This is a genomic window from Pararoseomonas baculiformis (assembly GCF_017813395.1).
Lineage (GTDB): Bacteria > Pseudomonadota > Alphaproteobacteria > Acetobacterales > Acetobacteraceae > Roseomonas > Roseomonas baculiformis.
In genome coordinates this window covers 91,110-114,956 of the sequence record NZ_JAGIZB010000009.1, presented here as the reverse complement: position 1 = coordinate 114,956, position 23,847 = coordinate 91,110, and the positions used below count along the sequence as shown (strand labels likewise).

Below are 23,847 nucleotides of genomic sequence, written 5' to 3'. Positions count from 1 at the left end.
GGGATACGGGCTCCGCGGCCGGTAGCAGTGTCTTCCCGGGAGCATCGCATGGCCACCACGGTCCTTATCGTCGACGACAGCAAGCTCGCCCGGATCGTGGCCGCGAAGGCGATCAACGCCCTGGAGCCGGGCTGGGAGCGGGCGGAGGCCGGCAATGCCGACGAGGCGCTGGCCCGCGTGGCGGCGGGGGGGATCGACCTCGCCCTGCTCGACTACAACATGCCGGGCAAGGACGGGCTGGCCCTGGCCGCTGAGCTGCGCGCCCTGCACCCCGCCATGCCGCTGGCCATCATCACCGCGAATGTGCAGGACGAGGTGATCGCCCGTGCCCGCAGCGTGGGTGCGGCCTTCGTGGCCAAGCCGGTGACCGAGGAGGGGCTGCGGGGCTTCATCTCCGGCGCGGCCCTCCGCCTGCGCGCGGGGCAGCGTTGAGCGAGCCCGGGGCCGTGCTCGGTGAGATGGAGCGCGATGCTCTCACCGAGCTGGTCAATATCGGCGTGAGCCGCGCCGCCGCCAGCCTGCGGAAGATGGTGGGCGGGGAGGTGCTGCTCTCGGTTCCCTCGGTCGAGGTGATCGGGAACCGCCAGGCGGCCGCGCTGATCCAGGAGAGGGAGGGCGGCGAGCTGGTCGCCGTCTGGCAGGAATTCTCGGGCGCCTTCAAGGGGCGTGCCCTGCTGATCTTCCCCCATGCCAACAGCCTGGAGCTGGTGCGCGCGGTGGTGGGCGCGGCGGTCCCGGCCGAGGAGGTGACGGGGCTGGAGGATGAGGCGCTGACCGAGACCGGCAACGTCATCCTCAATAGCTGCCTGGCCACCATGGCGAACATGCTGCAGCGCCCCCTCGCCATGTCCCTTCCGCAGGTGCTGCGCGGCCGGGGCGAGGCATTGCTGAGCGTGCCGGGCGGGGCGGGGGATGAGGGGCTGGTCCTGTTCCTCTACATCAACTTCTCCGTCCGTGACCGGAGCATCCGTGGCTACATCGCCATGGTCATGGACCTGCCCTCCCTCGGCGCGCTGCGGCTGCTGGTGGGTGATTTCATCGAACGGGTGATGCGCGACGAGCCGGACCATGACCTCTAGGCCCCGGGATGGGCTGGGCAGCCCCGCGAGCCGGTCCGGGGACTGAGGCCTTGGCGGATGAAACGGACAGGATGCCCGTCCCTGCGTGGCCGGGCCCGCCAGGCATGGCGGATGAGCAGGACGCTCCGGCGGAGCTGAGGCGCCTGGCGGGGCCGCTCTTCGCCGCCATGGCCCGCTCCGGCCTGCCGGTTCTCGTCAGCGATGCCCGGCGGGCCGGCGAGCCCGTGGTCTATGTCAACGCCGCCTTCACGCGGCTGACCGGCCTTGAGCCCGGCGATATCGTCGGTCGCGCTGCCCTTGTCCCGCTGGCGCCGGAGGCCGATCCGGGCACCCTGGCCGCCCTGGCCGGGGCGCTGCGGGCGGGAGAGCCGCTGGAGGCGGAGCTGCCGGTGCAGCGCAAGGATGGCAGCCGGTTCCAGGGCCGCCTCGTCATCATGCCGGTGGCGGACGAGGCCGGGCAGCCCTGCTTCAGCCTGGCGACCCTGGCGGATGTCACCGCGGCGCGGGAGGCGCCGGTCCTGCGGGCGGAGCAATGCCTGCAGCGGCGGGCGCTGGACGAGGTGAATGGCCGCCTGCGCGCCACCCTGGCCACATCCGGCGTGATGGCATCCTGGGAATGGCACATCGCGGAGCGCCGGATCATCGGCGATGCGCGCTTCGCCGCCCTCTACCAGCTGGAGGTGGAAGAGGCAGCGCGGGGCGTCGCGCCCTCGGTCTTCTTCTCCATCATCCATCCGCAGGACCTGACGCGCATCCGGCTCGCCGTGGGCGGCGTGCTGCGGGGGGCGGAGGTGTTCTCGAAGGAGTACCGCATCGTCCTTCAGGGCGGCGAGACGCGCTGGGTGCAGGCGCGGGGCCGCTGCTACCGCGAAGGCGAGGAGGTGCGGACGGGCCGCTTCATCGGCACGCTGGTGGACGTGACCGAGCAGAAGCGTGCCGAGGAGCGGCTGCGGGTGGCGCAGACCGCCGGCGGGATCGGCACCTATGAATATGTCAGCGGCTTCGGCACCGCTTCCGTTTCCGGGCAGTTCTGCCGGTTGCTGGGCCTGCAGCTGGCGGAGAGCCTGCCGCTGCGGACGATCAACGCGGTGGTGCATCCGGAGGACGTCCCGATCATCGACGCCTCCGCCGAGCCGCAGATCGGCAGCATCAGCCAGGCCGAGTTCCGGATCACCCGGCCCGATACGGGGGAGCTCCGCTGGCTGATGCGGCGGGGCGAGTACCAGCGGGACACCGAGACCTCCGACATCCGCTTCAGCGGGGTGATCTACGACGTTACCGATGCCAAGCGGACCGAGGCGGCGCTGCGCCGGCTGAACGAGGGGCTGGAGGCACAGGTCGCCGAGCGGACGGCCGACCGCAACCGGCTCTGGCGGCTTTCGGCCGAGATCATGCTGGTGGCGCGCTTCGATGGAACGATCGCGGCGGTCAACCCGGCCTGGCTGGCGGTGCTGGGCTGGTCGGAGGTCGATCTGCCCGGCCGCGACCTCTTCTCCCTGATCCATCCCGAGGATGCCGGCCGGGTGCGGGACGGGATCGCCGCCCTGTCGCGCAGGGAGGGCCTGACACGCTTCGACAGCCGCCTGCGTGGCCGGGACGGGGCCTATCGCTGGATCAGCTGGTCCGCCGCCTCGGGCGAGGGGCTGGTCAACGCGGTCGGCCGTGACGTGACGGCGGAGAAGGAGCAGGCGGAGGCCCTGCGGCAGGCGGAGGAGCAACTGCGCCAGTCCCAGAAGATGGAGGCTGTCGGCCAGCTGACGGGCGGGCTGGCGCATGACTTCAACAACCTGCTCACCGGCATCATCGGCAGCCTGGAGCTGCTGCGGATGCGGGTCGCCCAGGGGCGCCTCGCCCAGGTGGACCGCTATGTGATGGCCGCGCAGGGCGCCGCCAACCGGGCCGCGGCGCTGACGCACCGGCTCCTGGCCTTCTCGCGCCGGCAGACCCTGGCGCCGAAGGCGACGCAGCCGAACCAGCTGATCAGCGGCATGGAAGAGCTGATCCGGCGCACCATGGGGCCGGAGATCCGGGTGGAGACGGTGCTGGACGCCGGGCTCTGGACCACGCTGTGCGATCCGAACCAGCTTGAGAACGCGCTGCTCAACCTCTGCATCAACGCGCGGGACGCCATGCCGGATGGCGGCCGCCTGACCATCGAGACCGGGAATGCGCAGCTGGACGAGCGGGGCTCGCGCCAGCGGGACATGGAGCCGGGCGAGTATGTCGTGATCTGTGTCAGCGACACGGGCATGGGCATGTCGGCGGAGGTGGCCGCGCGGGCCTTCGACCCCTTCTTCACCACCAAGCCGATCGGGCAGGGCACCGGGCTGGGGCTTTCGATGATCTACGGCTTCGCGAAGCAGTCCGGCGGCCAGATCCACATCCATTCGGAGCCGGAAAAGGGCACGCGGATGCGGCTCTACCTGCCGCGGCATGTGGGCGAGGCGGAAGGGGACGAGGCCTCGGCCGTCCCCTCAGCCCTGCTGCGTGCCGTTCAGGGCGAGACGGTGCTGGTGGTGGATGACGAGCCCACCATCCGCCTGCTGGTGGCCGAGGTGCTGGAGGATCTGGGCTACAAGGCCATCGAGGTGGGGGACGGCGCCGCCGCGCTGCAGGTGCTGCAGTCCGGCGCCCGCATCGACCTGCTGGTGACCGATGTGGGGCTGCCCGGCGGGATCAACGGCCGGCAGGTGGCGGATGCGGGGCGGGCCCTGAGGCCCGGGCTGAAGGTGCTGTTCATCACCGGCTATGCCGAGAGCGCGGTGATGGGGAGCGGCCAGCTGGAGCCGGGAATGCATGTGCTCACCAAACCTTTCGCGATGGAGGCCGTCGCGGCCCGGATCCGGGATCTGATCGGGGCGCCGTGACGCCCGGGCCGGTCAGAGCGCCAGGAATTCCCGGACCAGGCGCGGCTGGTCCAGCAGCATCTCCTTGCCACGGATAATCCGGCATCCACGTGCCGCCGCGGCCTCCAGCAAGGGGGTCGTCTCCGGCGCCATGATGACATCCGCCACGACGGCCCCGGCATCGAGGCCGGCGAGGTCGGCCGGCAGCGCGTCCTCCTCATGCATGCCGAGAGAGGTGGTGTTCACCACCAGGTCATGGCCCGCGCTGTCCGGCCCGGCGGCCGTGGTGGCGCAGGCGGGATAGGCGGCGGCCACCGCCCGGGCGAGCGCCAGGGCCCGGTCCTCCGTGCGGTTGTGGATCGCGATCCGGGAGGCCCCGGCCTCGGCCAGCGCGAAGGCGATGGCCCGCCCCGCGCCGCCGGCGCCCAGCTGCAGCACGCGGCGCCCGGCCACCTCCACCCCGTTCCGGCGCAGGCCGGCGACGAAGCCGATGCCGTCCACATTGTCCCCCACCAGGGTTCCATCCGCCTCGCGCCGCACGAAGTTCACCGCGCCGATGCCTGCCGCCCGCCCGGTGGTGCGGTCCAGATGGGGGATGACCGCGATCTTGTGGGGGATGGTGACGCCGAAGCCCGCCACGTTCCGCATGGCCCGGATCGCCTGGACCACCTGGCCCAGGTCGCCCGGCGCGACATGCAGGGGCGAGACGGTGGCGTCCACCCCGTGCCGGAAGAAGTCCTCGTTCAGGATGGCGGTGCCGATGATATGGGCCACGGGATCGCCGAGGATGAACATCACCCTGGTCCGGCCCGTCACGCGCTTGAGGATGGGGGGATTGCTCATGGCGGCGGGGATCCTTCGGCGCGTCCGGCCGGGCAGATTGGCAGCGCGCGGCCCGTGCTTGAAGCCATGATGCCGGGCCGGGGCACCCGCGCCGTGCGTCAGGCCTCCAGCATCGCCACGGCCTCGTCCGCGATCTCGGGCGGCACATGGTGGCCGCCCGGGAATTCGCGGTAGCGCAGCTCGTAGCCTGCGCGCTGCAGCCGGGGGACGAGGCGGCGGCTGCAGGGACCAATGGGCAGCACATCATCCGCCACGCCATGCGAGACGAAGATGCGGGGCTGCCCGACCGGTTCGGGCGGGGCCGCGAAGCCGGGCGAGAAGGCGAGAGCGTGGGTGAAGAGGTCGCCATTCCCGATCGCTAGGGAGAGCGCATAGGAGGCGCCGTCCGAGAAGCCGGCCAGGGCGATGCGCCGCGGGTCGATGCGGTGCTGGCGGAACACCTGCGCCAGCGCCGCGTCCAGGAAGGCGACATCGGGGCCATAGGCGCCCAGGATGATGTCCCAGGTCGGCCCGCGGCTCTCGGGCAGCAGGAGGATGGCGCCCGGGGCGGAGCGCTCGATGAGGCCGAGGGTTCCCGCCGCGTTACCGCCGGCGCCGTGCAGCATGACGACCAGCGGCAGCGGGGCCGTGGATGCGCCATCCGGCACCCGCAGGATCCCGTCCCTTCCCGTGGCGAGCCCGAGGTGCCGCTGCCCCGGCACCATCGGCCGCGGGGCCGGATCGGCTTCGGGGCGGGACAGCAGCCGGCCTCGGGCCGCCGGGGAATGCGCTGCGCTGTTCATGTCCATGACCTGCCATTGGCCCTGGGCGGGGCGGGACCGCCGGGCGGTTTCCTGTTCCGGATGGCGCGGGGCCTATGGCGTGGGCGCATCCCCGGGCAACAGATCTTCCCGCTTCAACGCCTGCCAGAAATCGCCTGGGATGGGCTGCGCCATCAGCGCGATGTTCTGCCGCACCCTGTCGGCCGCCTTGGCGCCGGGGATGACGGAGGCCACCACCGGATGGGCGGCGCAGAACTGAAGCGCGGCGGCGCGGATATCCACGCCGAAGCGCCCGCATACAGCGGCGATGCGGTCCCGCGCCGCGATGCGCTCGGGCGGGGCCTCGACGTAGTCGAAGGTCTTTCCCCCCGCGAGCAGGCCGGAATTATAGGGGCCGCCGACCACCACATGCGCGCCGCGCCCGGCGCATTCGGCGAAGAGCCCGCCCAGCGCCGCGGTGTCGAGAAGGCTGTAGCGGCCGGCCAGCAGGAAGACATCCGGGTCCGACATGCGCAAGGCGCGGGAGCAGGGCTCGGTGCGGTTCACGCCCAGGCCCCAGGCCTTGATCACCCCTTCCCCGCGCAGGCGGATCAGCGCCTTCGCCGCGCCGCGCTCCATCGCCTCGTCGAAGATTTCCACCCAGCCCGGGCCGAGATGGTCCTCCGCGATGTCGTGGATGAAGGCGATCTCGATGTGATCGAGGCCGAGACGCTGGAGGCTGTCCTCGATAGAGCGGAGCGTCGCGTCGTAGGAATAATCCGCCACCACGCGGAAGGGCAGCGGATCGAGGAAGGGTTCGTTCACCGGGCGGCTGGCATCCGGGCGCAGCAGGCGGCCGACCTTGGTGGACAGCACGAATTCGCCGCGCGGGCGATAGCGCAGCGCCTCGCCGAAGCGGTGCTCGGACAGGCCGGAACCGTAGTGCGGGGCCGTGTCGAAATAGCGGATGCCGCCATCCCAGGCCGCGTCCAGCGCACCGCGCGCCGTCGCGTCATCCACCGTGGCGAACATGTTGCCCAGCGGCGCGCCGCCATAGCCCAGCGGGCCCGGCGGTGCGAAGCGCGTTTCAGCCATGGTTCAGCTCCATTGGAATCATCGCCGGCGGGCTGCCTGGCGCAGAAGGATAAGGGCGCCTGTCCCGATATAAACCCCGCTCGCCCCATGCAGCAGGAGATGCAGGGGCGAGGAGAGGCCCCTCATCGCGACCAGCAGGACCATGTCGCTCACCGGGATCAGCACGGTGACGGCGAGGACGATGCCCGCCGCGCGCCGCCCGGAAAGGGCCGCCAGGGCAAGCACATAGCCGCCAAAGGCGATATCGCGGATGCCGAGGGCGTGAAGATAGCCGATCGCCTCGCCTTCGGGCGCGGGAAGCCCGAACAGGGCGGCACCCATCCGGGGCGCCGCCACGATGAGGATGCCGAGCGCGGCCAGCGCCAGGCCGGGCGAGACGGCGAACCAGCTCCAGCCGTTCCAGGCCTGCGCGCCTTGCCGGTCAGGCAAGCCGCAGCGTTCCGGCCTGCCTTCCCTGGTCAGTCATGCGCGGCCATGGCCTGCGGTTCGACGAGAAAGCGGTCCTCGCGGCGCCACCAGCCCGGCTTCTGCACAACGGGCGCCTCGAAGCGGCCCTCCGTGGCCAGGGCGCGCACGGCCTGGGCGAGCGGGGTGGGGCGGGGCGGGGAATGGCGCCCGTCGAAGACGCCCGGCTCGTATCGGCCGTTGCGGCTGCGCAGCAGGGAGCACCAGTCCATCGCTCCGAACATCGACCACACCGTCACGGCGCGAATATCCGCGCCCTCCTGCCGCAGGCGCCCCGCGGCATTCCACACCTCCACCAGCCAGCGGACGCATTCCTCGGGCTCGACGCAGCCGAGATGCGCTTCCGTGACGGCCACCGGCAGGCGGTAGCGCTCCCAGGCCTCGCGCAGCCTGGCCTCGGGACCGGTATGCACATCGGGAGGAAGGGGAACCCGGACGGCTTCCGTATCGGCATAGACCATCTCGCCATTCCCGCCGATGGTCCGCGGCGGGTAGAGCGCGATGCGGTGATCCAGGAAGCGGTCGCTGGTGACGTAGTGGTTGATGCCGATGATGTCCGGCGGGCAGGGCTCGGCCGCCATCTCGTCCAGCTGGGCCTGCGGCACGCCCTCGGCGAGCATGATCGGGTACCAGGGATGGTGCCGGTCCACCCGGCCGCAGAGCAGGTCCAGGCTCAGCCAGCGCCGCTCGTTCTCATGCGCGGCCTGGCCCGCGAGCGGGCGGGTGGAGAAGACGCGGCCCAGATCCTCGGTCTGGATCAGCCGTGCGTCGGGGCGGATCCGGCGGATGGCCTTCATGGCCAGGGCCACGCCGCGGCACTCGTTCATCAGCGCCACGAGGAAGCTGCGCATGTCCTGCGCATGCGGGAACCAGTGCCCGTAGAGGGCGGAGAAGCGTGCCGTGGTCAGCGGCTCGTTCACGGGGGTCCAGTCACGCACCCAGGGGTAGCGGGCGGCGGCCTGCGCGGCATAGGTCGCCAGCTTCTCCGGGAACTCCGGATCGAGAAGGCTGGTATAGGCGGGGCCGGAACCGTGATGCACCAGGCCCAGGATGGGGTCGCAGCCCAGGGATCGAAGCCGGCCCAGCTGCCGGTCCGGCCAGCTCCAGTCCAGCCGGGATGGGTCCTCGGGCGCCACCTGCTCCCACAGCACCGGGTAGCGCAGCTTGCGGATCCCGAGACCGGCGATCAGGTCGAGGTCCTCGATACGGTCGTAGTGGCCGGTTTCGCGCAGCTGGTCCCGCCACTCTCCATCGATACGAAGCACGGTGCATTCCACACCGCCCCACAGCTCCAAGCCATTCCGCGGCTCGTTGCCTTCCGCCAGGCCAATCCGCATCAGCAAGCACCCGAATGCTGTTCCGGTTGTTCTAGCGCTCGCGAGCCGGGTTCGTTTCCGGCTCCTCCGGACAAGTTTCATGCGAATTGGCCGGGGAGGCGATAATTTATCTGTGTTAACCGGGCCCGAGCCGAGCATCTTCCCTGGCCTGTCCGGCCGAAAGGCTGGAACTTCCGTGCGGCCCAGGCGTCAAAGGCCAAACGGCGAGAGCGAACGGATCGATGGCATTTCCGCCCGGGCAGCGCCCATGAAGGTGATCATGCTTCCCTGCGTGGAGGGCGGCATCGGCCATGTCTCCCGCACGGCCACGCTGGCACGGGCCCTGAAGCGCGCGGACCCCTCGGTCGAGATCGAATATGTGATCGATACGGTCCGGCTGCGGCCGCCCAATGTCGAGATGACCGTGCAGATGGGCTACCAGCCCCGCCTGCTCCCCCCGATTTCGCGCCAGAACCGGGAGGCCGTCACCCAGGCCTGCTTCGGGGATGCAGATGTAATCGTGGACGACACGGCCCGCTACCTGCTGCCGCTCCGTGCCGGCGTGCCCCGGGCCGCCTGGGTCTCCATTCCCATCCCGCCCGTGGGGGACGAGCTGTTCGGCGACTGGCCGATGATGAAGCAGATGGATGCGATCATCTGGGCCTATGCGCCGCTGGTCGCGATGCCCCAGGAACTGTCCCTGGTCGAGGACCTGATCGTGCGGACCGGTCCCTTCCTGGACCTGGCCGCCGTGCCGGGGCGGGAGGAGGCGCGGGCGAGCCTCGGCGCCGAGCCGGGAAGCCCCATGATCCTCTATGCGGTGCGGAACTTCCCCTTCACGCGCGAATTCGGCATCCGCGTCCTCAGCAGCGTCTATGGGGCGGCGGAGCGGCTCCGGCGCAGCAGCCATCCCGGGCTGCGGCTGCATCTGGTGGCGGTGCATGACCGCGAGGAACTGCGGAGCATCCTCGGGCTGGAAGCCTTTCCCGACTGGGTGCGGCTGGAGGGGGTGGTGCCGCAGGCCGACGCGCTGCGCCATATCAGCGCTGCCGACATCGTGATCGGGGAGGGAACGAGCACCATGCATGAGGCGGCTGCGCTCGGCACGCCCATGGTGCTGGTGCCCGGCCCCATCTCCGAGACGCTGATCCTGGGCGAGGCGCTGGGGCGCCACAAGGCCGCGCACAGCTTCCTGCCGGATGCGGTGAGCCCGGACGCGCTCGAGGGCGCCTTCCGCGCCGTGCTCGACAGGCCCGGGGAGACCAGGGCCATGGTCGAGAGCGCCAGGAGCCTCGTCACGGGCGGGGGCGGCGTGGAAGCCGCGGCCCGCCTCGTCCTGGATATCGGCGCGAAGCGCCGCACCGCCACAGCCTGACAAGGCCCCGATGCAGAACAACACCGACGAGATCCGCACTGCCGACCACGCCCTTGCGGATGAGGATCGATCCAGCCCTTCCGGCACCGGCCCCGAGCTGGCCTTCCGGCCCAGCCTGTTCCGCAGCTTCTTCCTGGGCGGCTTCGAATGCTCCACGCATCGCCGCCGGGACGGGCAGCGGCTGGATCTCATCCGCGGCACGCGGCACGATGTCCTCATCACGCAGGATTACCGGCAGCTCGCGGATCACGGGATCCGTGCCGTGCGCGACGGCGTGCGCTGGCACCTGATCGAAACCGCGCCCGGGCATTACGACTGGTCCTCGCTCCTGCCCATGATCCGGGCCGCGCGGGAGACGGGGACGCAGGTGGCCTGGGATCTCTGCCATTACGGCTGGCCCGATGGGCTCGATGTCTATTCCGCCGCCTTCGTCGAGCGTTTCGCGGATTATTCCCGGGCCTTCGCGCGGCTGCACCTGGAGGAGACGGGCGAGGCCCCGATGGTGTGCCCGGTGAACGAGATCTCCTTCTTCTCCTGGGCTGGCGGGGAGGCGGGGCTGATGAATCCCTGCGATACGGACCAGGAGCATAGCGACGAGCTGAAGCGCCAGCTCGTCCGCGCGACCATCGCCGGCACGCTGGCGGTGCGGGAGGCGGCGCCGGGCGCGCGCATCCTGGCCATCGACCCGATCATCAACATCGTCGCGCGCCCGGAGCAGGATCCGGCCGAGGCCGAGGCGCGCAACGAAGGCCAGTTCCATGCCTGGGACATGATTGCAGGCCGCATGTCGCCCGAGCTGGGCGGTGCGCCGGAGATGCTCGATATCCTCGGGGTGAACTATTACTGGAACAACCAGTGGCTGCATGGCGGCCTGCGGGAGGCGCTGCTGCCCGGCGATCCCCGGCACAAGCCCCTGCGCGAGCTGCTGGCCGATGCCCATGCGCGCTATGGCCGACCGATCTTCATGGCCGAGACCAGCATCGAGGGCGATGAGCGCGTGCCCTGGTTCCGCTATATCGGCGAGGAGGTGCGCGCCGCCATGCGCGCCGGGGTGCCGATGGAGGGGATCTGCCTCTACCCCGTGCTGTCCCATCCGGGCTGGGACGATGACCGCTACTGCCCCAACGGATTGCTGGAACTGAGGCCGGACGGCGACATAAGGCCGGTGCATGAGCCGTTGGCGACGGAGCTGGCCGGGCAGCGGCGCCTGTTCAAGGCCCTGTGCGGGGCTTCCTGACACGCCGGGCGGGGCCGCCATCCCGCCCGACCTCACGCAGCATTCAACACCCCTTCATCATGGGTTAAGTTACGCGGGGCACGTTCCGGTACTTACGGTAGCATGGCTCCTCCCCACCATGCCCCCTCCCGTCCCCTGCTCCTGTGCATGTCTCACCTTCCATGGGATCTCGTGCTGCAAAGGCCGCAGCATCTTCTCTCCCGCGCCGCGCTGGACTGGCGGGTGATCTATTTCGAGGAGCCGCGCTTCGAGCCGCCCGCGCCGGACCTTCCCCGGCTCCGGCGCCGCATGGTCGCGGAGGGCGTGGAGGTGGTCACGCCGCTGCTGCCCTACTGGGATGGCGTGCCGGGCAGCGTGGAGCGGATGCAGCGGCCGCTCCTGGACAGCCTGCTCGTTGAGACAGGCACGCCCGACGTCCTTTGGTATTATACGCCGCTCGCCCAATCCGTTGCCGGGCATGTCGTGCCGGAACTGACCGTGTATGACTGCATGGATGAGCTTTCGGCCTTCCGCGGCGCCTCGCCGCAGATGCTGATCGAGGAGCGGCGCCTCATGCGCCGGGCCGATCTCGTCTTCACGGGCGGGCAATCCCTCTATGAGGCGAAGCGCGCCATCCGGGCCGATGCGCATTGCTTTCCCTCCTCCATCGACCAGCATCATTTCGCGCAGGCGCGCACGGGCGAGATCCCGGAACCTTCTGAGATGAAGGACATCCCGGGGCCGCGCATCGGCTGGTTCGGGGTGGTGGATGAGCGGCTGGACCTGGAACTGCTCGCATCCTGCGCGCGGCTGCGGCCGGACTGGTCCTTCGTCATGATCGGCCCGGTGGTGAAGATCGATCCCGCCGACCTGCCCCGCCTGCCGAACCTGCATTGGCTGGGCGGGCGCCCCTATGCCGAACTGCCCCGCTATCTCGCGCATTGGGATGCGGGCCTGATGCCCTTCGCCATCAACGAGGCCACGCGCTTCATCAGCCCGACCAAGACGCCGGAATACCTTGCCGCCGGCGTGCCGGTGGTTTCCACGCCCATCGCCGATGTGGTGCGCCCATGGGGCGAGACGGGGCTGGTGGAGATCGCCGGAACCGCCGAGGCCGCGGTGCAGGCCCTCGGGCAGGTCATGGCCCGCCCGCATGCGCCCTGGCTGGAGCGGGTGGACCAGCAGCTCAGCCACATCTCCTGGGACCGGAGCTGGGCGAACATGGCCGCCCTTATCCGCAGCGCACGGAAGGATCCGGCGCGGGCCAGGCGGATGTCGGCCTAGCGGCCTCCCCGCGCCCTGTCCCGGCCGGGCATCAGGGTCCCGGCGCGGGGCTGAAGCGCCATGCGGCGCCCGCATCGGTGCGGCGCAGCAGGTCGCCCCGCGCGGTCAGATGGACGAGATGCGCCAGGGCCTCGGCCAGGGCGAAGTTGAGCTGCTGGCCCTCGAAGCCGCGGCTGAACAGGAGGGGCAGGGCCTCGGCGGCGGTCAGCCCCGTGCCTGCCGCGGCGCGCAGGCCGCACAGGGCGGCATGGTGGTGCTGCAGCAGGGCATCGATGCGCGCCTGCAGCCCATGGAAGGGCTCCCCATGGGAGGGAAGCACCAGCGTGTTGCCGGGCAGGGCGCGAAATCGCGCCAGCGCGCCCAGGAAGGTGCCGAGCGGGTCGGCGCTGGGTTCGGATGGCTGCACGCCCACATGGGGCGAGATGCGCGGCAGGATGTGGTCCGCGGAAAGCAGGATGTCGGCGCCGGGATCATGCAGGCAGGCCATTTCCGGCGAATGCCCGGCCCCCACCAGCACGCGCCAGTCCCGCCCGCCGATCCGCAAGGCCTGGCCATCCGCGATGGGCTGGAAGGTGGAGGGCAGGGGAAGGACGCGCTGGCCATAGGTGATGCCCCGCGCCGCCATCCAGCGCAGATGCTCCGGCGGCGCACCCATCCTTTCCAGTAGCGCGAGGAAGAGCGCGGTGGTGGCCGCCTGGTCCTCGGCCAGCAGCAGGCGCGCCCGCTGCCACTCGCTGCGCGGCATCAGCAGCGGCGCATCCCATTCCGCGCAGATCCACCCGGCCAGCCCGACATGATCGGGATGGAAATGCGTAACGAGGACGCGGGTGACGGGACGGCCGCCAAGGGCGGTGGCGAAGACCTGGCGCCACAGGGTGCGGGTTGGCTCGTCGCCATAGCCGGTATCGACCAGCATCCAGCCGGCGCCGTCCTCGATGAGCCAGCAATTGACGTGGGAGGGTGGGCCGGGAAGCGGCAGGCAGACGCGCAGGAGCCCGGGCGCGACCTCAGCCACCTCGCCCGGCGGAGGCCGGGTGCGCGGCAGGGGCCTCATGCCGGCACGCCGGCATAGGCCTCCCGCAGGCGGCGCTTGAACACCTTGCCCATGCTGTCGCGCGGCATCTCGTCCAGGAACCAGATGCGGCGCGGCACCTTGTAGCCGGCCAGCCTCTCGCGCAGGAAGGCGCGCAGATCCTCGGCCGAGAGGGAGGCGCCGGGGCGGGGCTGCGCGGCGGCCACCAACGCTTCCCCGTATTCGGGATCGGGCATGCCGAAGACGGCGCAGTCCATCACCGCGGGATGGGTGATGAGCACGGCCTCGATCTCCGCGGGGTAGATGTTCACCCCGCCCGAAATGACCATGTCGCGCTTGCGGTCCGTGACGAAGAGGTAGCCTTCCTCGTTCAGGTAGCCCATGTCGCCATTGGTGATATGTCCGTCCCGCTCGATGCGGGCCCGTTCCTCCGGCATGTTGTGATAGGTGAAGGGCAGGGCATTGGGGCCGGAGTTCACATAGATCTCGCCCACCTGCCCTGGCGGAAGGATGTTGCCCTCCTCGTCCAGGATGCGGATGGAGGTGCCGGGCAGGGCGCGGCCCACCGTGCCGGGGAAGCGCAACCATTCATCCGAGCTGGCGCCGGTGATCAGGCTGGCCTCGGTGGAGCCATAGGTCTCGCTCAGGATCGGGCCCCACCATTCGATCATGCGGCGCTTCACATCCGGCGCGCAGGCAGAGCCGCCATGGGTGGCGCCTTGCAGCGAGGAAAGGTCGTATCGGGCACGCGTGGCCTCCGGCAGTTTCAGCAGCCGCACGAGCATGATGGGTACGAGCGAGAGGTGGGTGAGCCGGTGCCGCTCGATGGCCTGAAGCAGTTCCTCCGCATCGAAGCGCGGCATCACCAGGATCAGCTCCGCCTCGGCCAGCGCCACACGGGCATTGGAGGCGGGGCCCGCATGGTAGAGCGGGCCGACAACCGCGGTGCGCATGCCCGGCCGCGCGCCGCCGACAAGGCTGCGGATGCGGCGTGCGGCGTCATGCTGTTCCGGCGTGCCGGGCAGGCGGCGCACGCCCTTGGCGCGGCCGGTGGTGCCGGAGGTGTAGAGCATCATCCCAAGCGAGGGCGGGGCGGGCGCCGCCCAGGGTTCCCGTGCATCGCGCCAGGCGGGCCATTCCGGCATGCCTTCGGGCCGGGGCGGGACGGAAGCGATGCCATAGGTCTCCATCATCTCCGGCGGGGTAGGGACCAGGATCACCGACACGCCTTCCGGCACCAGCGGCGCGATCTGCGGCAGCAGGTCCGCATGGACCACCAGCACGCGCGCGCCGCTGTCCTGCAGCACATGCCCGGCCTCATCCGCGCGGAAATGCCAGTTGATGGCGACCAGCGGCGCGCCGAGCCGATCCGCGGCCAGGATCACCTCGAGATAGCTGGGCTCGTTCCGCATCATCACCGCGATGCGGTCGCCGGGGCGCACGCCGAGTTCGGCGAAGCCGGAGGCGGCACGGGCCGCGCGCGCGCGAAGCGCCTGCCCGTCGATGACATGGCTGCCGAAGAGGATCGTCTGGTTCATGCGTCCACGCTCTCCGCCAGGGCAAGGCGCCGCAGGCGGCGCTGCGCGGCTCCCGCCTCGGCCATCAAGCTGTCGATGATGGCTTCCATCGGCTCCACGGCCTTGCTGAAGACGGCGGCGGGGCCGCAGGAGAGCATGCCGCGTTCCACGTCCCCGTCCCGATAGGCGTAATCGCGCGACTTCGTCCCACCGACGAGATCGGCGAACTCCTCGTAGCTGCGTGCGCCCGAGGCTTCCCGCCGCAGCACCTCGCGCGCCGTCTCGTTCTCCAGCACACGCCAGGCGCCCATGGGATGGGTGCCGGCAAAGGTGAGGACGGAGGATTCCTGCTCCGCGGCGAGAATGCGGGCCTTGTAGTTGGCATGTGCCCAGACCTCCTCCGCTGCCAGGAGGCGCGAGCCGAGCACCACCCCTTCCGCGCCCGCGGCGAGCGCGGCCAGGATGCCCTCGCCGCTGCCGATGCCGCCGCCGATCACCAGCGGCACGCGCAGCGTGCGCGCGGCCAGGGGCGCGACCACGTAGCAGGAGAGCTCGGCATTGCCGGGATGGCCGCCCGCCTCCACCCCGATGATGGTGATGGCATCCGCCCCTGCGCGCTCGGCATTCAGCGCGTGGCGCAGCAGCGGGCATTTGTGGATGGCGATGCCGCCCGCCGCGTGGATGCGGTGGATCAGGTCGCCCGGGGCGCGGCCGACGGTTTCGAAATGCCGCACCCCCGCGCGGAGCGACAGCTCCAGCCATTCGTCCAGGCGCAGGTTGTGCCCCTCAACGCGGGAGACGTTGAGGTTCACGCCGAAGGGCATGCCATCGCACAGCTCGCGGCAGCGCACGAGCTCGCGGGCGAAGGCGCCGGGTTCGGGGAAGGAGCGCGGGGTGAGGAAGGCCATGCCCCCCGCCCGCACGACAGAGGCGACATATTCGGCGTTGGAGAGCCACATCAGCCCGCCAGCCAGGATCGGGTGGCGGATGCCGAACAGCTCGGTGATGCGCGTGCGGAAGACCGGGGGGTGCATGGCCGTTCTCCTCAGGGCATCGCGTAGCCGCCGCTGGCGCCGATATGCTGGCCCGTGATGAAGGCGGCGCGATCGGAGGCCAGGAAGGTGACGACGCCGCTCACATCCTCCGGGCGGGAGAGGCGGCCCAGGCCCTTGGCGGAAGGATAGGCGTTCAGCATCTTCGCCAGGCGCTCGTTATTCTCGGGCGTCGCATCGGGGCTGGTGGCCTGGTTGGGGGCGATGCCCTCATGCGAGACGGCGCCGAGGACAACCACGTTCGCCGTCACCCGGTCCCGCCCGTGTTCCTTCGCCAGCGCCTTGGTGAGGCCGATGATCGCGGCCTTGGCACCGGAATAGGCGGCCAGCCGCGCCTCGCCGACGCGCCCGGCCTCGGAGGCGATGGAGATGATGCGGCCCCATTTCTGCGCCACCATGTCGGGCAGCACGGCGCGGCAGCAATACATGGTGCCATAGACGTTCAGCTCGACCGTCTGGTGCATCTCGCGGTCGGGCGTCTCGATGAAGGTGGGCGGCATGCCGCCCTTCGCGCGCCGCTCCGGCGTGACTCCGGCATTGTTCACCAGGATGGTGATGGGGCCGAATGCCTCGCGCCCTTTCGCGGCCAGCGCATTCACGGAATCCGCCCGGGTGATGTCACCCGGGGCGGCCGTGGCCTCGCCGCCGGCCTCGCGGATCTCCTGCGCGACCTGCTCGGCGCGCTCGGGGAAAAGGTCGTTCACGATGACCTTCACCCCCTCCGCCGCCAGTTCCCTGCAGATGGCGCGGCCGACGCCCTGGCCGCCGCCGGTGACGAGGGCGACCTTGCCCTTCAGCTTCAGTTCCATCTCTTTCCCTCAGCGCCCGACATAGACGGGCTTGCGCTTCTCGACGAAGGCGCGAAAACCCTCGCGCCGGTCCTCGCTATCCGTCAGCATGCCGGCGGCGTAGCGTTCGAATTCGAGGCCGGCATCGATGCCGCCCTGCATGCCGGCATTCACGGCGCGCTTGGCGAAATGCACGGCCAACGGTGGCATATCCGCGATCCTGCGGGCCGTTTCCATCGCGGCATCCAGCACGCTGCCTTCCACCACCTTGCTCACCAGCCCGATCGCGAGCGCTTCCTGCGCCGTGAGATGGGCGGCGGTGAACATCAGCTCCTTCGCCATGCTGGCGCCCACCAGGCGCGGCAAGGTCTGGGTGCCACCGGCGCCGGGGATGGCGCCCAGGCGCACCTCCGGAAGGCCCAGCTTCGCATGCGCGGCGGCGTAGCGGATATCGGCGGCCAGGGCGATCTCCAGCCCGCCCCCGAGCGCCACGCCGTTGATGGCGGCGATCACCGGCCGCTCGAATTCCTGGATGCCGCGGATCAGCGCGTGGGTGGCCTTCTGCGCCATGAAGTATTCGGGACCGGTGCGGCGCAGCTCCGCGCGTTCCTTGATGTCCGCACCCGCGCAGAAGGCGCGGTCGCCGGTACCGGTCAGGACGACGCAGCGCAGGCCCTGGTCGTTCTTCGCGATCTCGAAGAAGGCGCGGGCCAGGTCCTCCTTCATCGTGCCGCCGATGGAGTTCATCCGGTCCGGCCGGTTGAGCGTGACGACCGCGACCCCATCCGCGGATTCGTAGATCAGGGTTCCGAGTTCCTCGCGCATCGGCGTTCCTTTCAGTCCCGCTGCAGCACGTGGCCGACCGCCACGGAGCCCAGCCCGATCATGTGGGCGAGGGCGGTGCGCGCCCCCGGATGCTGCCGCCCCTCCGCCTCGCCGCGAAGCTGGCGCACGATCTCCGCGATCTGGCCTGCGCCAGTGGGGCCGATGGGATGACCCATGCCGAGCAGCCCGCCGGAGGGATTCACGGCGCAACCACCGCCACCGATGTCCCACTTCCCCTCGCGCAGCTGCGCCGCGCCTTCCCCGAGCGGGCAGAGGCCGAGGGCCTCGGCATAGACGATCTCCTCGATGGTGAAGGCGTCGTGCAGCTCGATGATGTCGATGTCCTCCATCCCCACGCCCGCGGCGGCGAGGGCGGAGAGGCCGGAGCGCTGGACCATCTCCACCAGGCTCCATCCTTCATCCGCCACCGCATGCTCGGAGGAGGAGACGGAGGAGAGCACGCGGATGGCGCGGTTGCGGTCCAGCCCGTGCCTGCGGATGGCCTCCTCGCTCGCCACGATCACGGCGGCGGCCCCCTCTCCGCGCGGCGTGCATTGGAGGGAGGTGAGGTCCCCCGCCACGGGGTTGGAGTTCAGCACCTGCTCCAGTGTGCGCGGCTTGCGGAACTGGGCATAGGGATTGCGGGCGGCATTGCCGTGGTTCTTCACGGCCACACGCGCCATGTCCTCACGCGTCAGTCCGAACCTGTCGCGCCAGGCCCGGGCCATGAGGGCGAATTTCACGGCCGGGATCTCGGCGGCGGGCGTCAGGCGCGGGATGCCGTCCTTGTGGGCCGCGCGCTGGGCGCTGCCGAACTTGTCCACGCCCAGGGCCAGCGCGACCTCGTGCTGGCCGCTGGCCACCATCAGGCATGCCATCCGGAAGGCGGAGGAGCCGGAGGCGGAGGCATTCTCCACCTGCACCACCTCCAGCCCGGTGGAGCCGATATGGCGCAGCATCACGCGGCCGGCGGCCATGCCGATGGCGCCCGTGCCGATGGCGGCGAAGGTGACATCCGGCCATTGCAGCCCCGCATCGGCCAGCGCGGCGCGCAACGCGGTGAGGCCGAGCGTGACATAGGGGGTTTCGGTCGGGAACTGGTAGGGATGCATCCCGATACCGGCGACGCGCACCGGGCGCATGGAAGCGAGATCGGTCATGCGCCGCTCTCCACCACGCGGAAGCGGCAGGCGAGCCGCGTGCCGCCCTCCGCGTCCTCCGGCACGAGAACGGCCCGCACCGGTGTGCCCGGGCGCGGTTCCTCCGTGCCCTCGATGATGCCATCCAGCACGAGCCCTTCCTCCAGCCGCAACCGCGCGACGAGGAGCGGCACCTTCATCCCGGGGGAGAGGGGCTGGTGCACGGTGACGCAGACCAGCACCTCGCCCCGGCCGCTCAGCTCCACCGGCTCTGCCGCCTCGGAGGGCGTGCCGGTGGCGCCAATGCCATAGGGGGTGCGGGGGAAGGCCAGGGCGCCGCTGGCCGGGTCGCGAAGGGCCAGCAGCACGGCGCCGTCGGCGCTACCCGAAGGCGCATAGAGGGAGGGGTCGCGAAGCTCCAACGCGTCTACTCCTGGCGGATCTGGGCGCGGCGGATCACATCGGCCGCGCGCTGCCGTTCGGTGGCGAGAAAGGCGGCGAAATCCTGCGGTCCGGCCCAGTAGGCCTGGCTGCCCAGCTCCTTCAGCCGCGCGGTGAAGACCGGGCTGCGCACCACGTCGCGCAGCACATCGGAAAGCCGTGCGAGGATCGCGGGCGGAAGCTTCGCCGGCCCGACGAGGCCGAGCCAGGTGGTGAGGACCACATCCGGCACGATGCTGCGCAGGGGCACGGCATCGGGAAATTCGGGCCAGGGTTCCTCGCCCGTCACAGCCAGGGCGCGCAGCACGCCGTTGCGGATATGGGTCGCGGTGGTGGAGACGCTGTCGATCATGAAATCGATCTTGCCGGCCACGAGATCCGTCACCGCCGGGCCGCTGCCGCGATAGGGGACATGCTCGGTGCTGAGCGCGCCATGGGCCTTCAGCATCTCCCCCGCGATATGCATGGAGCTGCCGACGCCGGCCGAGCCGTAGTTCATCACGCCCGGCCTCGCGCGGATCGCCTCGATCAGCGCGCGCGCATCGCGATAGGGGGAGGCAGCGGGCACGACGAGCACCAGCGGGCTGCTGGTCACCTGCCCGATCGGGGTGATGTCGCGCGCGGCGTCGAAGCTGGAATTGCGGTCCAGCAGCGGGTTCACCACCAGCTGGCCAGGGCTGGCGACCATCAGCGTGTGGCCATCCGGCTCAGCGCGGACAAGAAAGTCTGTTGCCACCATGCCGCCGGCGCCGGAACGGTTCTCCACGATGACGGATTGTCCCAGCGCCTCGCCCAGCAATGGCTGCAGCAGGCGCGCGACGATATCGGTGGCGCCACCGGGCGCGAAGCCGACCAGCAGGCGGATGGGGCGCGTGGGAAAGGATTGCGCGCGGGCCAGCCCCGGCATGGCGAGCGTGGCGGCGAGAAGGGTGCGGCGCGGGAGGTTCATTGCGGCGTGATCCGGGCCAGCTCCACGCCCCTCGCGGCGCGGGCGCGTTCCTCGGCGAAGAAGGCGGCCAGGGCCTCGGGGCCGAGATAGGCGGGGCCGTTGCCGATGGCACGCAGCCGTTCCACCACCTCCGGGTCCTGCAAGGTGGCGCGCATGGCGTCATCGAGCCGGCGGAGGATGGGGTCGGGGATGCCGCCGGGCGCGGCGATGGCCGTCCAGCTCTGCACCACCACATCCGGGAAGCGGTCGGAGAGCCGCGGCAGGTCCGGGTAGACGAGATCGGGCAGCGTGCCGCCATTGGCGATCACCCGCAGCTTGCCCGATTGCAGCCCAGACAGGAGAGGGCCGCGGCTGTCGAAGAGGAAGTCCACCTCGCCCGCGAGCAGCGCATTGATGGCGGCCGCGCTGCCGCGATAGGGCACATGCGTGACCTTCAGCCCGGTGGCGTTCAGGAACACCTCGGTGCCCACATGCATGGCGAAGCCGATGCCGGGGGAGCCGTAATTCGCCGCCTCTCCCTTGCGGCGGAGATGGGCGATCAGCCCGTCCACATCGGTCACGCCGATCGAGGCGGGAACGGCGAGGAGGAAGCCGCCGGCGGTGATGCGGGAAACCAGCTTGATGTCCCGCGCCGGGTTGAAGGGCATTTCCCGGTAGAGATGCGGGTTCAGGGTCATGATGCCGCCGGAGACCACCATGATGGTGTGGCCGTCCGGCGCGGCGCGGGCGAGGAACTCGCCGGCGATGTTGCCGCCGGCGCCGGGGCGGTTGTCCACCACCACGGTCTGGCCCAGGCGCTGGGCGAGGCCGGGCTGCACCACGCGCGCGATCAGGTCCGTGATGCTGCCGGGCGAGGAGCCGCAGACGGCGCGGACGGGCTGTGTGGGGGACCAGCCGGGCTGGGGCTGGCTCTGGGCCAGGGCCGGGCGGGCGAGCGGGGCGCTGGCAAGGCATGCCAGGGCCGCACGGCGCGGGATGAGCAAGGGCGTTCCTCCTCGCCCGCGGCTCCGGTCGCCGCGGCGTTGCTTCGTTATTGTGACCCTATGGTATGATAAGTGACTTTGGAGTCAACTATCTTGAACGGGATCGCCGCGCGGCTTGCACTCGGGGCGCGGGGCGGTCACATGGCGGAAAGCGGGAAGGCGAGATGAGTCGTTCGGCGGGCCTGAAGAAACCCGCGCGCTGGGCCGATGCCGTGCCCGCGCGCGAGGCACAGTTCGAGATCAAGCGGCGCGCGCTGGTGCGCGAGGCGGCGCGCGCCTTCGGGCGGCGCGGCTTCCACAACACCTCGCTGGAGGAGATCGCGGAGGCGCTGGGCGTCACCAAGCCCGCGCTCTACCGCTATGTCCGCACCAAGCACGAAATCCTGTTCGAGGCGAAGACCATCGCCTTCGATGCGGGCGCCCGCGCACGCGACATGGCCTTTTCCGGCACGGAGGACCCGCTGGAGCGGCTGCGCCTCTATATCGTGCATTACATCGAGCTGGTCACGAGCGAGCTGGGCTCCTACGCCGTGCTGGCGGAGCCCGTGACCTCCCTGCCCCCCGAATATGCCGACCCGATCCGCGCGCGCATGCGGGAGGCGGACCGGGCGCTGCGGGGCATGGTCCAGGCAGCCATGGATGCGGGCACGCTGGCGGCGGGGGACCCGAAGCTGGTGGTGGCCTTCTTCATGGGGGCGATCAACCACATCGCCCGCTGGTACATGCCGGACGGGCCGCTGACCGGGCGCGAGATCGGCGAGACCTTCGCGCATTTCGTCCTGAACGGCATCCGGGCACCGCTGCCGCGGGGCTGAGCCGCCGCGGCGCGGGCACCGGACGGGGCCTGGCTCAGGCCGGCTGGGCGCCGGAGTGGCGGACGATCTCCCCCCAGCGCGGGATCTCCTCCTCGATGAAGCGGGCGAAGGATGCGCGGTTCAGCTCCGCCATGGGGCGGCTGCCATTCATCTCCGCGTTCCGGCGGATCTCCGCATCCTGCATGGTGGCGGCACATTCCACCGCCAGCTTCTCCACCACCTCGGGCGGGCAGCCCGCGGGGAGCAGGATTCCGGACCAGGCGGCCGCGACGGCCGAGGGCATGCCGATCTCGGCGACGGTGGGAACATCCGGCAGGGCGGGGATGCGTTCCTTCGCGGTCACGGCCAGCGGCCGCAGCCGGTTGCCCTCGATATGGTCGCGCGTCGCCACCGCATAGTCGAACATGATGTCCGTGGTGCCCGCGATCAGGTCCGTCAGCGCCGGGCCGCTGCCGGGATAGGGCACATGGGTCATCTGGATTCCAGCGACCGTCTGGAACAGCACGGCGGTGAGATGCGTGCCGGTGCCCACGCCGGCCGTGCCGAAGTTCACCCGGCCTGGATTGGCCTTCGCATAGGCCACCAGCTCCGCCACGTTGCGGTAGGGGCGCGCCGGATGGGTGACAAGGACAAGCGAGGTCTCAAACAGCCCCTGGATCGGGGTGAAGCTGCGCAGCGGATCATAGGGCAGGCGGCGGAACAGGGCCGGGGCGGTCGCGAGCGTGCCCTGGGTTCCATACACCATCGTGTAGCCATCGGGCGCGGCGCGCGCGCCCAGCTCCGTGCCCAGTGTGCCGCCCGCGCCGGGACGGTTGTCGATGATGACGTTCTGGCCAAGCCGCGCGGCCAGCTTGCGGGCGAAGAGGCGCGAGTTGACATCGGTGATGCCGGCCGGGGTGAAGGGCACGATCCATGTGACGGGGCGATTGGGATAGGCGCCCTGGGCCCGGGCGCCGCGCGTGCCCAGCGCCGCGAGCCCCAGGGCGAGCGTCCTTCGGGTGATCCGCATGTTTCCTCCTCTGCAGGCGTTTCCCGCCCGTTTCCTCCAGTTACCCGAAGGTCACTTCAGCATATCGGAGGAAGGCGGGGAATCAACCGGAACCGGGGGCGGGGCCGAACAGAAGGGGCCGGATCTCCTCCAGGATGGTGAGATAAGCCCTGCGGCTTCCCTCAAGCCGGCCTGTGGGGCCGGCGAGGGAAACGGCCAGGGGCTCGTCCCCCACCAATCCGGCAATGGCGATGGCCGCCACGCCCTCGCCCGCCTCATCGGCCACCCAGGCCCAGCCGCGCTCGCGCACGGCCTCGACCTCCGCCTCCAGCGCGTCGGCATCCGTGATGGTGCGCGAGGCGAGCTGGCGGAGCGGGCGGGCGCGGATCAGGCGGCGCGTCTCCGCAGGCGGCATCAGCGCCAGCAGGGCCTTGCCCATGGCCGAGGCATGAAGCGCCAGGCGCTCCCCGGGCCGGAGCATGTAGCGCAGCGGATGGCTCCCTTCCTGCACCCCCACAACCTGCACGCGCGCGCCATCGGGGCGGCCGCAGATGGCGGTCTCGCCGGTCCGCTCGCTCAGCGTGGCGATCGCCTCGGCCCCGAAGGTGGCGAGGGGGTCGCGCTCGGCGGATTGGCGGGCCAGCTCCAGCAAACGCCGTGTGGGGTAGAAGCGGCGCGAACGCACGGTGCGCAGGAGATATCCGGCCTCGTGCAGCGTGTGCAGCAGGTCCGAGGTGCTGCTCTCGGGCAGGCCGATCAGTCGGGCGAGCTCGGCATTCGACAATTCGCGCTGCTCGCGGGCGAAAGTCTCGAAAACGGCGAGGGTGCGCAGCGTCGCCGGGACGGTGGTCGGCATCGGGACCCCAGGTTTGTGGGCGGGCGCCAGGCCCTTGGCGGCAGGCGTTAGAGGAGGCCGGGCCGGGATTCCAGAGCGGGCGCCGGAAGAACCACGGCAAGACCCGCCGGGCATCTTGTTGACTTGAAAGTCACCATTGCTACCATGACTTCACCAGATGAGGCGCCACGGCGGGGAACGCCGGGCGGCGGGAGGGGAATGG

The 23,847-nt window shown here is 70.7% G+C and carries 23 protein-coding genes; 7 read left to right on the top strand and 16 right to left on the bottom strand.

Features of this window, described 5'->3' with window-relative positions:
* Positions 1-48 precede the first annotated feature (48 nt).
* From J8J14_RS11290 to J8J14_RS11280, 3 genes are all read left to right on the top strand, one after another.
* The gene (locus J8J14_RS11290) at positions 49-432 is read left to right on the top strand and encodes a response regulator (RefSeq protein ID WP_209379609.1); all 384 of its coding nucleotides are present in this window, start codon (positions 49-51) and stop codon (positions 430-432) included.
* Positions 429-1,079, top strand: coding sequence for a chemotaxis protein CheC (locus tag J8J14_RS11285; protein WP_245215664.1), 651 nt, complete (start codon positions 429-431; stop codon positions 1,077-1,079). Before J8J14_RS11290 ends, J8J14_RS11285 begins: the two co-directional genes overlap by 4 nt.
* A 104-nt stretch (positions 1,080-1,183) precedes the next feature.
* Positions 1,184-3,946, top strand: coding sequence for a hybrid sensor histidine kinase/response regulator (locus J8J14_RS11280; protein WP_245215663.1), 2,763 nt, complete (start codon positions 1,184-1,186; stop codon positions 3,944-3,946).
* Positions 3,947-3,958: 12 nt separating this feature from the next.
* Here J8J14_RS11280 and J8J14_RS11275 read toward each other — a convergent pair whose 3' ends face one another.
* The 5 genes from J8J14_RS11275 to J8J14_RS11255 form a co-directional block, all read right to left on the bottom strand.
* Entirely contained in the window at positions 3,959-4,768 is an 810-nt protein-coding gene (locus tag J8J14_RS11275) for a shikimate dehydrogenase family protein (RefSeq protein ID WP_209379608.1), read from the bottom strand.
* A 98-nt stretch (positions 4,769-4,866) separates the two neighbouring features.
* Positions 4,867-5,550 carry an alpha/beta hydrolase gene (locus tag J8J14_RS11270; protein WP_209379607.1) on the bottom strand — a complete coding sequence of 228 codons (684 nt, stop codon included), beginning with the start codon at positions 5,548-5,550 and terminating at the stop codon, positions 4,867-4,869.
* Positions 5,551-5,622: 72 nt separating this feature from the next.
* The gene (locus tag J8J14_RS11265) at positions 5,623-6,603 is read right to left on the bottom strand and encodes an aldo/keto reductase (protein WP_209379606.1); all 981 of its coding nucleotides are present in this window, start codon (positions 6,601-6,603) and stop codon (positions 5,623-5,625) included.
* A gap of 18 nt (positions 6,604-6,621) precedes the next feature.
* The gene (locus tag J8J14_RS11260; protein ID WP_209379605.1) at positions 6,622-7,032 is read right to left on the bottom strand and encodes a DUF4267 domain-containing protein; all 411 of its coding nucleotides are present in this window, start codon (positions 7,030-7,032) and stop codon (positions 6,622-6,624) included.
* A gap of 29 nt (positions 7,033-7,061) precedes the next feature.
* Positions 7,062-8,333: a family 1 glycosylhydrolase gene (locus J8J14_RS11255; RefSeq protein ID WP_209379604.1), complete on the bottom strand. Its 1,272-nt coding sequence runs from the start codon at positions 8,331-8,333 to the stop codon at positions 7,062-7,064.
* A gap of 319 nt (positions 8,334-8,652) precedes the next feature.
* Between J8J14_RS11255 and J8J14_RS11250 the strand changes: the two genes are divergently transcribed.
* The 3 genes from J8J14_RS11250 (at position 8,653) to J8J14_RS11240 (ending at position 12,259) form a co-directional block, all read left to right on the top strand.
* On the top strand, positions 8,653-9,759 hold the full coding sequence (locus J8J14_RS11250) for a glycosyltransferase family protein (protein ID WP_209379603.1): 1,107 nt from the start codon (positions 8,653-8,655) through the stop codon (positions 9,757-9,759).
* 10 nt (positions 9,760-9,769) lie between these two features.
* The gene (locus J8J14_RS11245; RefSeq protein ID WP_245215661.1) at positions 9,770-10,996 is read left to right on the top strand and encodes a beta-glucosidase; all 1,227 of its coding nucleotides are present in this window, start codon (positions 9,770-9,772) and stop codon (positions 10,994-10,996) included.
* Positions 10,997-11,143: 147 nt separating this feature from the next.
* On the top strand, positions 11,144-12,259 hold the full coding sequence (locus J8J14_RS11240; RefSeq protein WP_209379602.1) for a glycosyltransferase: 1,116 nt from the start codon (positions 11,144-11,146) through the stop codon (positions 12,257-12,259).
* Between the two features lie 31 nt (positions 12,260-12,290).
* Here J8J14_RS11240 and J8J14_RS11235 read toward each other — a convergent pair whose 3' ends face one another.
* The 9 genes from J8J14_RS11235 to J8J14_RS11195 are packed head-to-tail and all read right to left on the bottom strand — an operon-like array spanning position 12,291 to position 20,986.
* Positions 12,291-13,313, bottom strand: a complete 1,023-nt coding sequence (locus tag J8J14_RS11235; RefSeq protein WP_209379601.1) for an MBL fold metallo-hydrolase — start codon at positions 13,311-13,313, stop codon at positions 12,291-12,293.
* Positions 13,310-14,830 carry an AMP-binding protein gene (locus J8J14_RS11230; protein ID WP_209379600.1) on the bottom strand — a complete coding sequence of 507 codons (1,521 nt, stop codon included), beginning with the start codon at positions 14,828-14,830 and terminating at the stop codon, positions 13,310-13,312. The genes J8J14_RS11235 and J8J14_RS11230 overlap by 4 nt, the downstream gene beginning before the upstream one ends.
* Complete coding sequence (locus tag J8J14_RS11225) at positions 14,827-15,843, bottom strand: NAD(P)H-dependent flavin oxidoreductase (RefSeq protein WP_209379599.1); 1,017 nt, start codon at positions 15,841-15,843, stop codon at positions 14,827-14,829. The genes J8J14_RS11230 and J8J14_RS11225 overlap by 4 nt, the downstream gene beginning before the upstream one ends.
* 11 nt (positions 15,844-15,854) lie before the next feature.
* Positions 15,855-16,670 carry an SDR family NAD(P)-dependent oxidoreductase gene (locus tag J8J14_RS11220; protein ID WP_209379598.1) on the bottom strand — a complete coding sequence of 272 codons (816 nt, stop codon included), beginning with the start codon at positions 16,668-16,670 and terminating at the stop codon, positions 15,855-15,857.
* Between the two features lie 9 nt (positions 16,671-16,679).
* Positions 16,680-17,474, bottom strand: coding sequence for an enoyl-CoA hydratase/isomerase family protein (locus J8J14_RS11215; RefSeq protein ID WP_209379597.1), 795 nt, complete (start codon positions 17,472-17,474; stop codon positions 16,680-16,682).
* An 11-nt stretch (positions 17,475-17,485) separates the two neighbouring features.
* Positions 17,486-18,634, bottom strand: coding sequence for a thiolase family protein (locus J8J14_RS11210; RefSeq protein WP_209379596.1), 1,149 nt, complete (start codon positions 18,632-18,634; stop codon positions 17,486-17,488).
* On the bottom strand, positions 18,631-19,035 hold the full coding sequence (locus J8J14_RS11205) for a Zn-ribbon domain-containing OB-fold protein (protein ID WP_209379595.1): 405 nt from the start codon (positions 19,033-19,035) through the stop codon (positions 18,631-18,633). The genes J8J14_RS11210 and J8J14_RS11205 overlap by 4 nt, the downstream gene beginning before the upstream one ends.
* Before the next feature lie 5 nt (positions 19,036-19,040).
* A complete protein-coding gene (locus J8J14_RS11200; RefSeq protein WP_209379594.1) occupies positions 19,041-20,003 on the bottom strand; it encodes a Bug family tripartite tricarboxylate transporter substrate binding protein in 963 nt (320 codons plus the stop codon).
* Positions 20,000-20,986, bottom strand: coding sequence for a Bug family tripartite tricarboxylate transporter substrate binding protein (locus J8J14_RS11195; RefSeq protein ID WP_209379593.1), 987 nt, complete (start codon positions 20,984-20,986; stop codon positions 20,000-20,002). The genes J8J14_RS11200 and J8J14_RS11195 overlap by 4 nt, the downstream gene beginning before the upstream one ends.
* A gap of 164 nt (positions 20,987-21,150) precedes the next feature.
* Between J8J14_RS11195 and J8J14_RS11190 the strand changes: the two genes are divergently transcribed.
* Positions 21,151-21,801 carry a TetR/AcrR family transcriptional regulator gene (locus tag J8J14_RS11190; RefSeq protein ID WP_209379592.1) on the top strand — a complete coding sequence of 217 codons (651 nt, stop codon included), beginning with the start codon at positions 21,151-21,153 and terminating at the stop codon, positions 21,799-21,801.
* A 34-nt stretch (positions 21,802-21,835) separates the two neighbouring features.
* On the opposite strand, the gene J8J14_RS11185 is transcribed toward J8J14_RS11190, so the two are convergent.
* Both J8J14_RS11185 and J8J14_RS11180 read right to left on the bottom strand, forming a co-directional pair.
* Positions 21,836-22,810 (bottom strand): Bug family tripartite tricarboxylate transporter substrate binding protein, encoded by a 975-nt coding sequence (locus tag J8J14_RS11185; protein WP_209379591.1) that lies wholly within the window; start codon positions 22,808-22,810, stop codon positions 21,836-21,838.
* Positions 22,811-22,892: 82 nt separating this feature from the next.
* The gene (locus J8J14_RS11180; protein ID WP_209379590.1) at positions 22,893-23,645 is read right to left on the bottom strand and encodes an IclR family transcriptional regulator; all 753 of its coding nucleotides are present in this window, start codon (positions 23,643-23,645) and stop codon (positions 22,893-22,895) included.
* Between the last annotated feature and the right edge of the window lie 202 nt (positions 23,646-23,847).

What these genes read in the sequence shown, in the direction of transcription:
- J8J14_RS11290 (WP_209379609.1), top strand. Translation starts at nt 49, where the DNA reads ATGGCCACCACGGTCCTTATCGTCGACGACAGCAAGCTCGCCCGGATC.
- J8J14_RS11280 (WP_245215663.1), top strand. Translation starts at nt 1,184, where the DNA reads ATGGCGGATGAGCAGGACGCTCCGGCGGAGCTGAGGCGCCTGGCGGGG.
- J8J14_RS11275 (WP_209379608.1), bottom strand. Translation starts at nt 4,768, where the DNA reads ATGAGCAATCCCCCCATCCTCAAGCGCGTGACGGGCCGGACCAGGGTG.
- J8J14_RS11270 (WP_209379607.1), bottom strand. Translation starts at nt 5,550, where the DNA reads ATGAACAGCGCAGCGCATTCCCCGGCGGCCCGAGGCCGGCTGCTGTCC.
- J8J14_RS11265 (WP_209379606.1), bottom strand. Translation starts at nt 6,603, where the DNA reads ATGGCTGAAACGCGCTTCGCACCGCCGGGCCCGCTGGGCTATGGCGGC.
- J8J14_RS11250 (WP_209379603.1), top strand. Translation starts at nt 8,653, where the DNA reads ATGAAGGTGATCATGCTTCCCTGCGTGGAGGGCGGCATCGGCCATGTC.
- J8J14_RS11245 (WP_245215661.1), top strand. Translation starts at nt 9,770, where the DNA reads ATGCAGAACAACACCGACGAGATCCGCACTGCCGACCACGCCCTTGCG.
- J8J14_RS11240 (WP_209379602.1), top strand. Translation starts at nt 11,144, where the DNA reads ATGTCTCACCTTCCATGGGATCTCGTGCTGCAAAGGCCGCAGCATCTT.
- J8J14_RS11235 (WP_209379601.1), bottom strand. Translation starts at nt 13,313, where the DNA reads ATGAGGCCCCTGCCGCGCACCCGGCCTCCGCCGGGCGAGGTGGCTGAG.
- J8J14_RS11230 (WP_209379600.1), bottom strand. Translation starts at nt 14,830, where the DNA reads ATGAACCAGACGATCCTCTTCGGCAGCCATGTCATCGACGGGCAGGCG.
- J8J14_RS11225 (WP_209379599.1), bottom strand. Translation starts at nt 15,843, where the DNA reads ATGCACCCCCCGGTCTTCCGCACGCGCATCACCGAGCTGTTCGGCATC.
- J8J14_RS11220 (WP_209379598.1), bottom strand. Translation starts at nt 16,670, where the DNA reads ATGGAACTGAAGCTGAAGGGCAAGGTCGCCCTCGTCACCGGCGGCGGC.
- J8J14_RS11215 (WP_209379597.1), bottom strand. Translation starts at nt 17,474, where the DNA reads ATGCGCGAGGAACTCGGAACCCTGATCTACGAATCCGCGGATGGGGTC.
- J8J14_RS11210 (WP_209379596.1), bottom strand. Translation starts at nt 18,634, where the DNA reads ATGACCGATCTCGCTTCCATGCGCCCGGTGCGCGTCGCCGGTATCGGG.
- J8J14_RS11200 (WP_209379594.1), bottom strand. Translation starts at nt 20,003, where the DNA reads ATGAACCTCCCGCGCCGCACCCTTCTCGCCGCCACGCTCGCCATGCCG.
- J8J14_RS11190 (WP_209379592.1), top strand. Translation starts at nt 21,151, where the DNA reads ATGAGTCGTTCGGCGGGCCTGAAGAAACCCGCGCGCTGGGCCGATGCC.
- J8J14_RS11185 (WP_209379591.1), bottom strand. Translation starts at nt 22,810, where the DNA reads ATGCGGATCACCCGAAGGACGCTCGCCCTGGGGCTCGCGGCGCTGGGC.
- J8J14_RS11180 (WP_209379590.1), bottom strand. Translation starts at nt 23,645, where the DNA reads ATGCCGACCACCGTCCCGGCGACGCTGCGCACCCTCGCCGTTTTCGAG.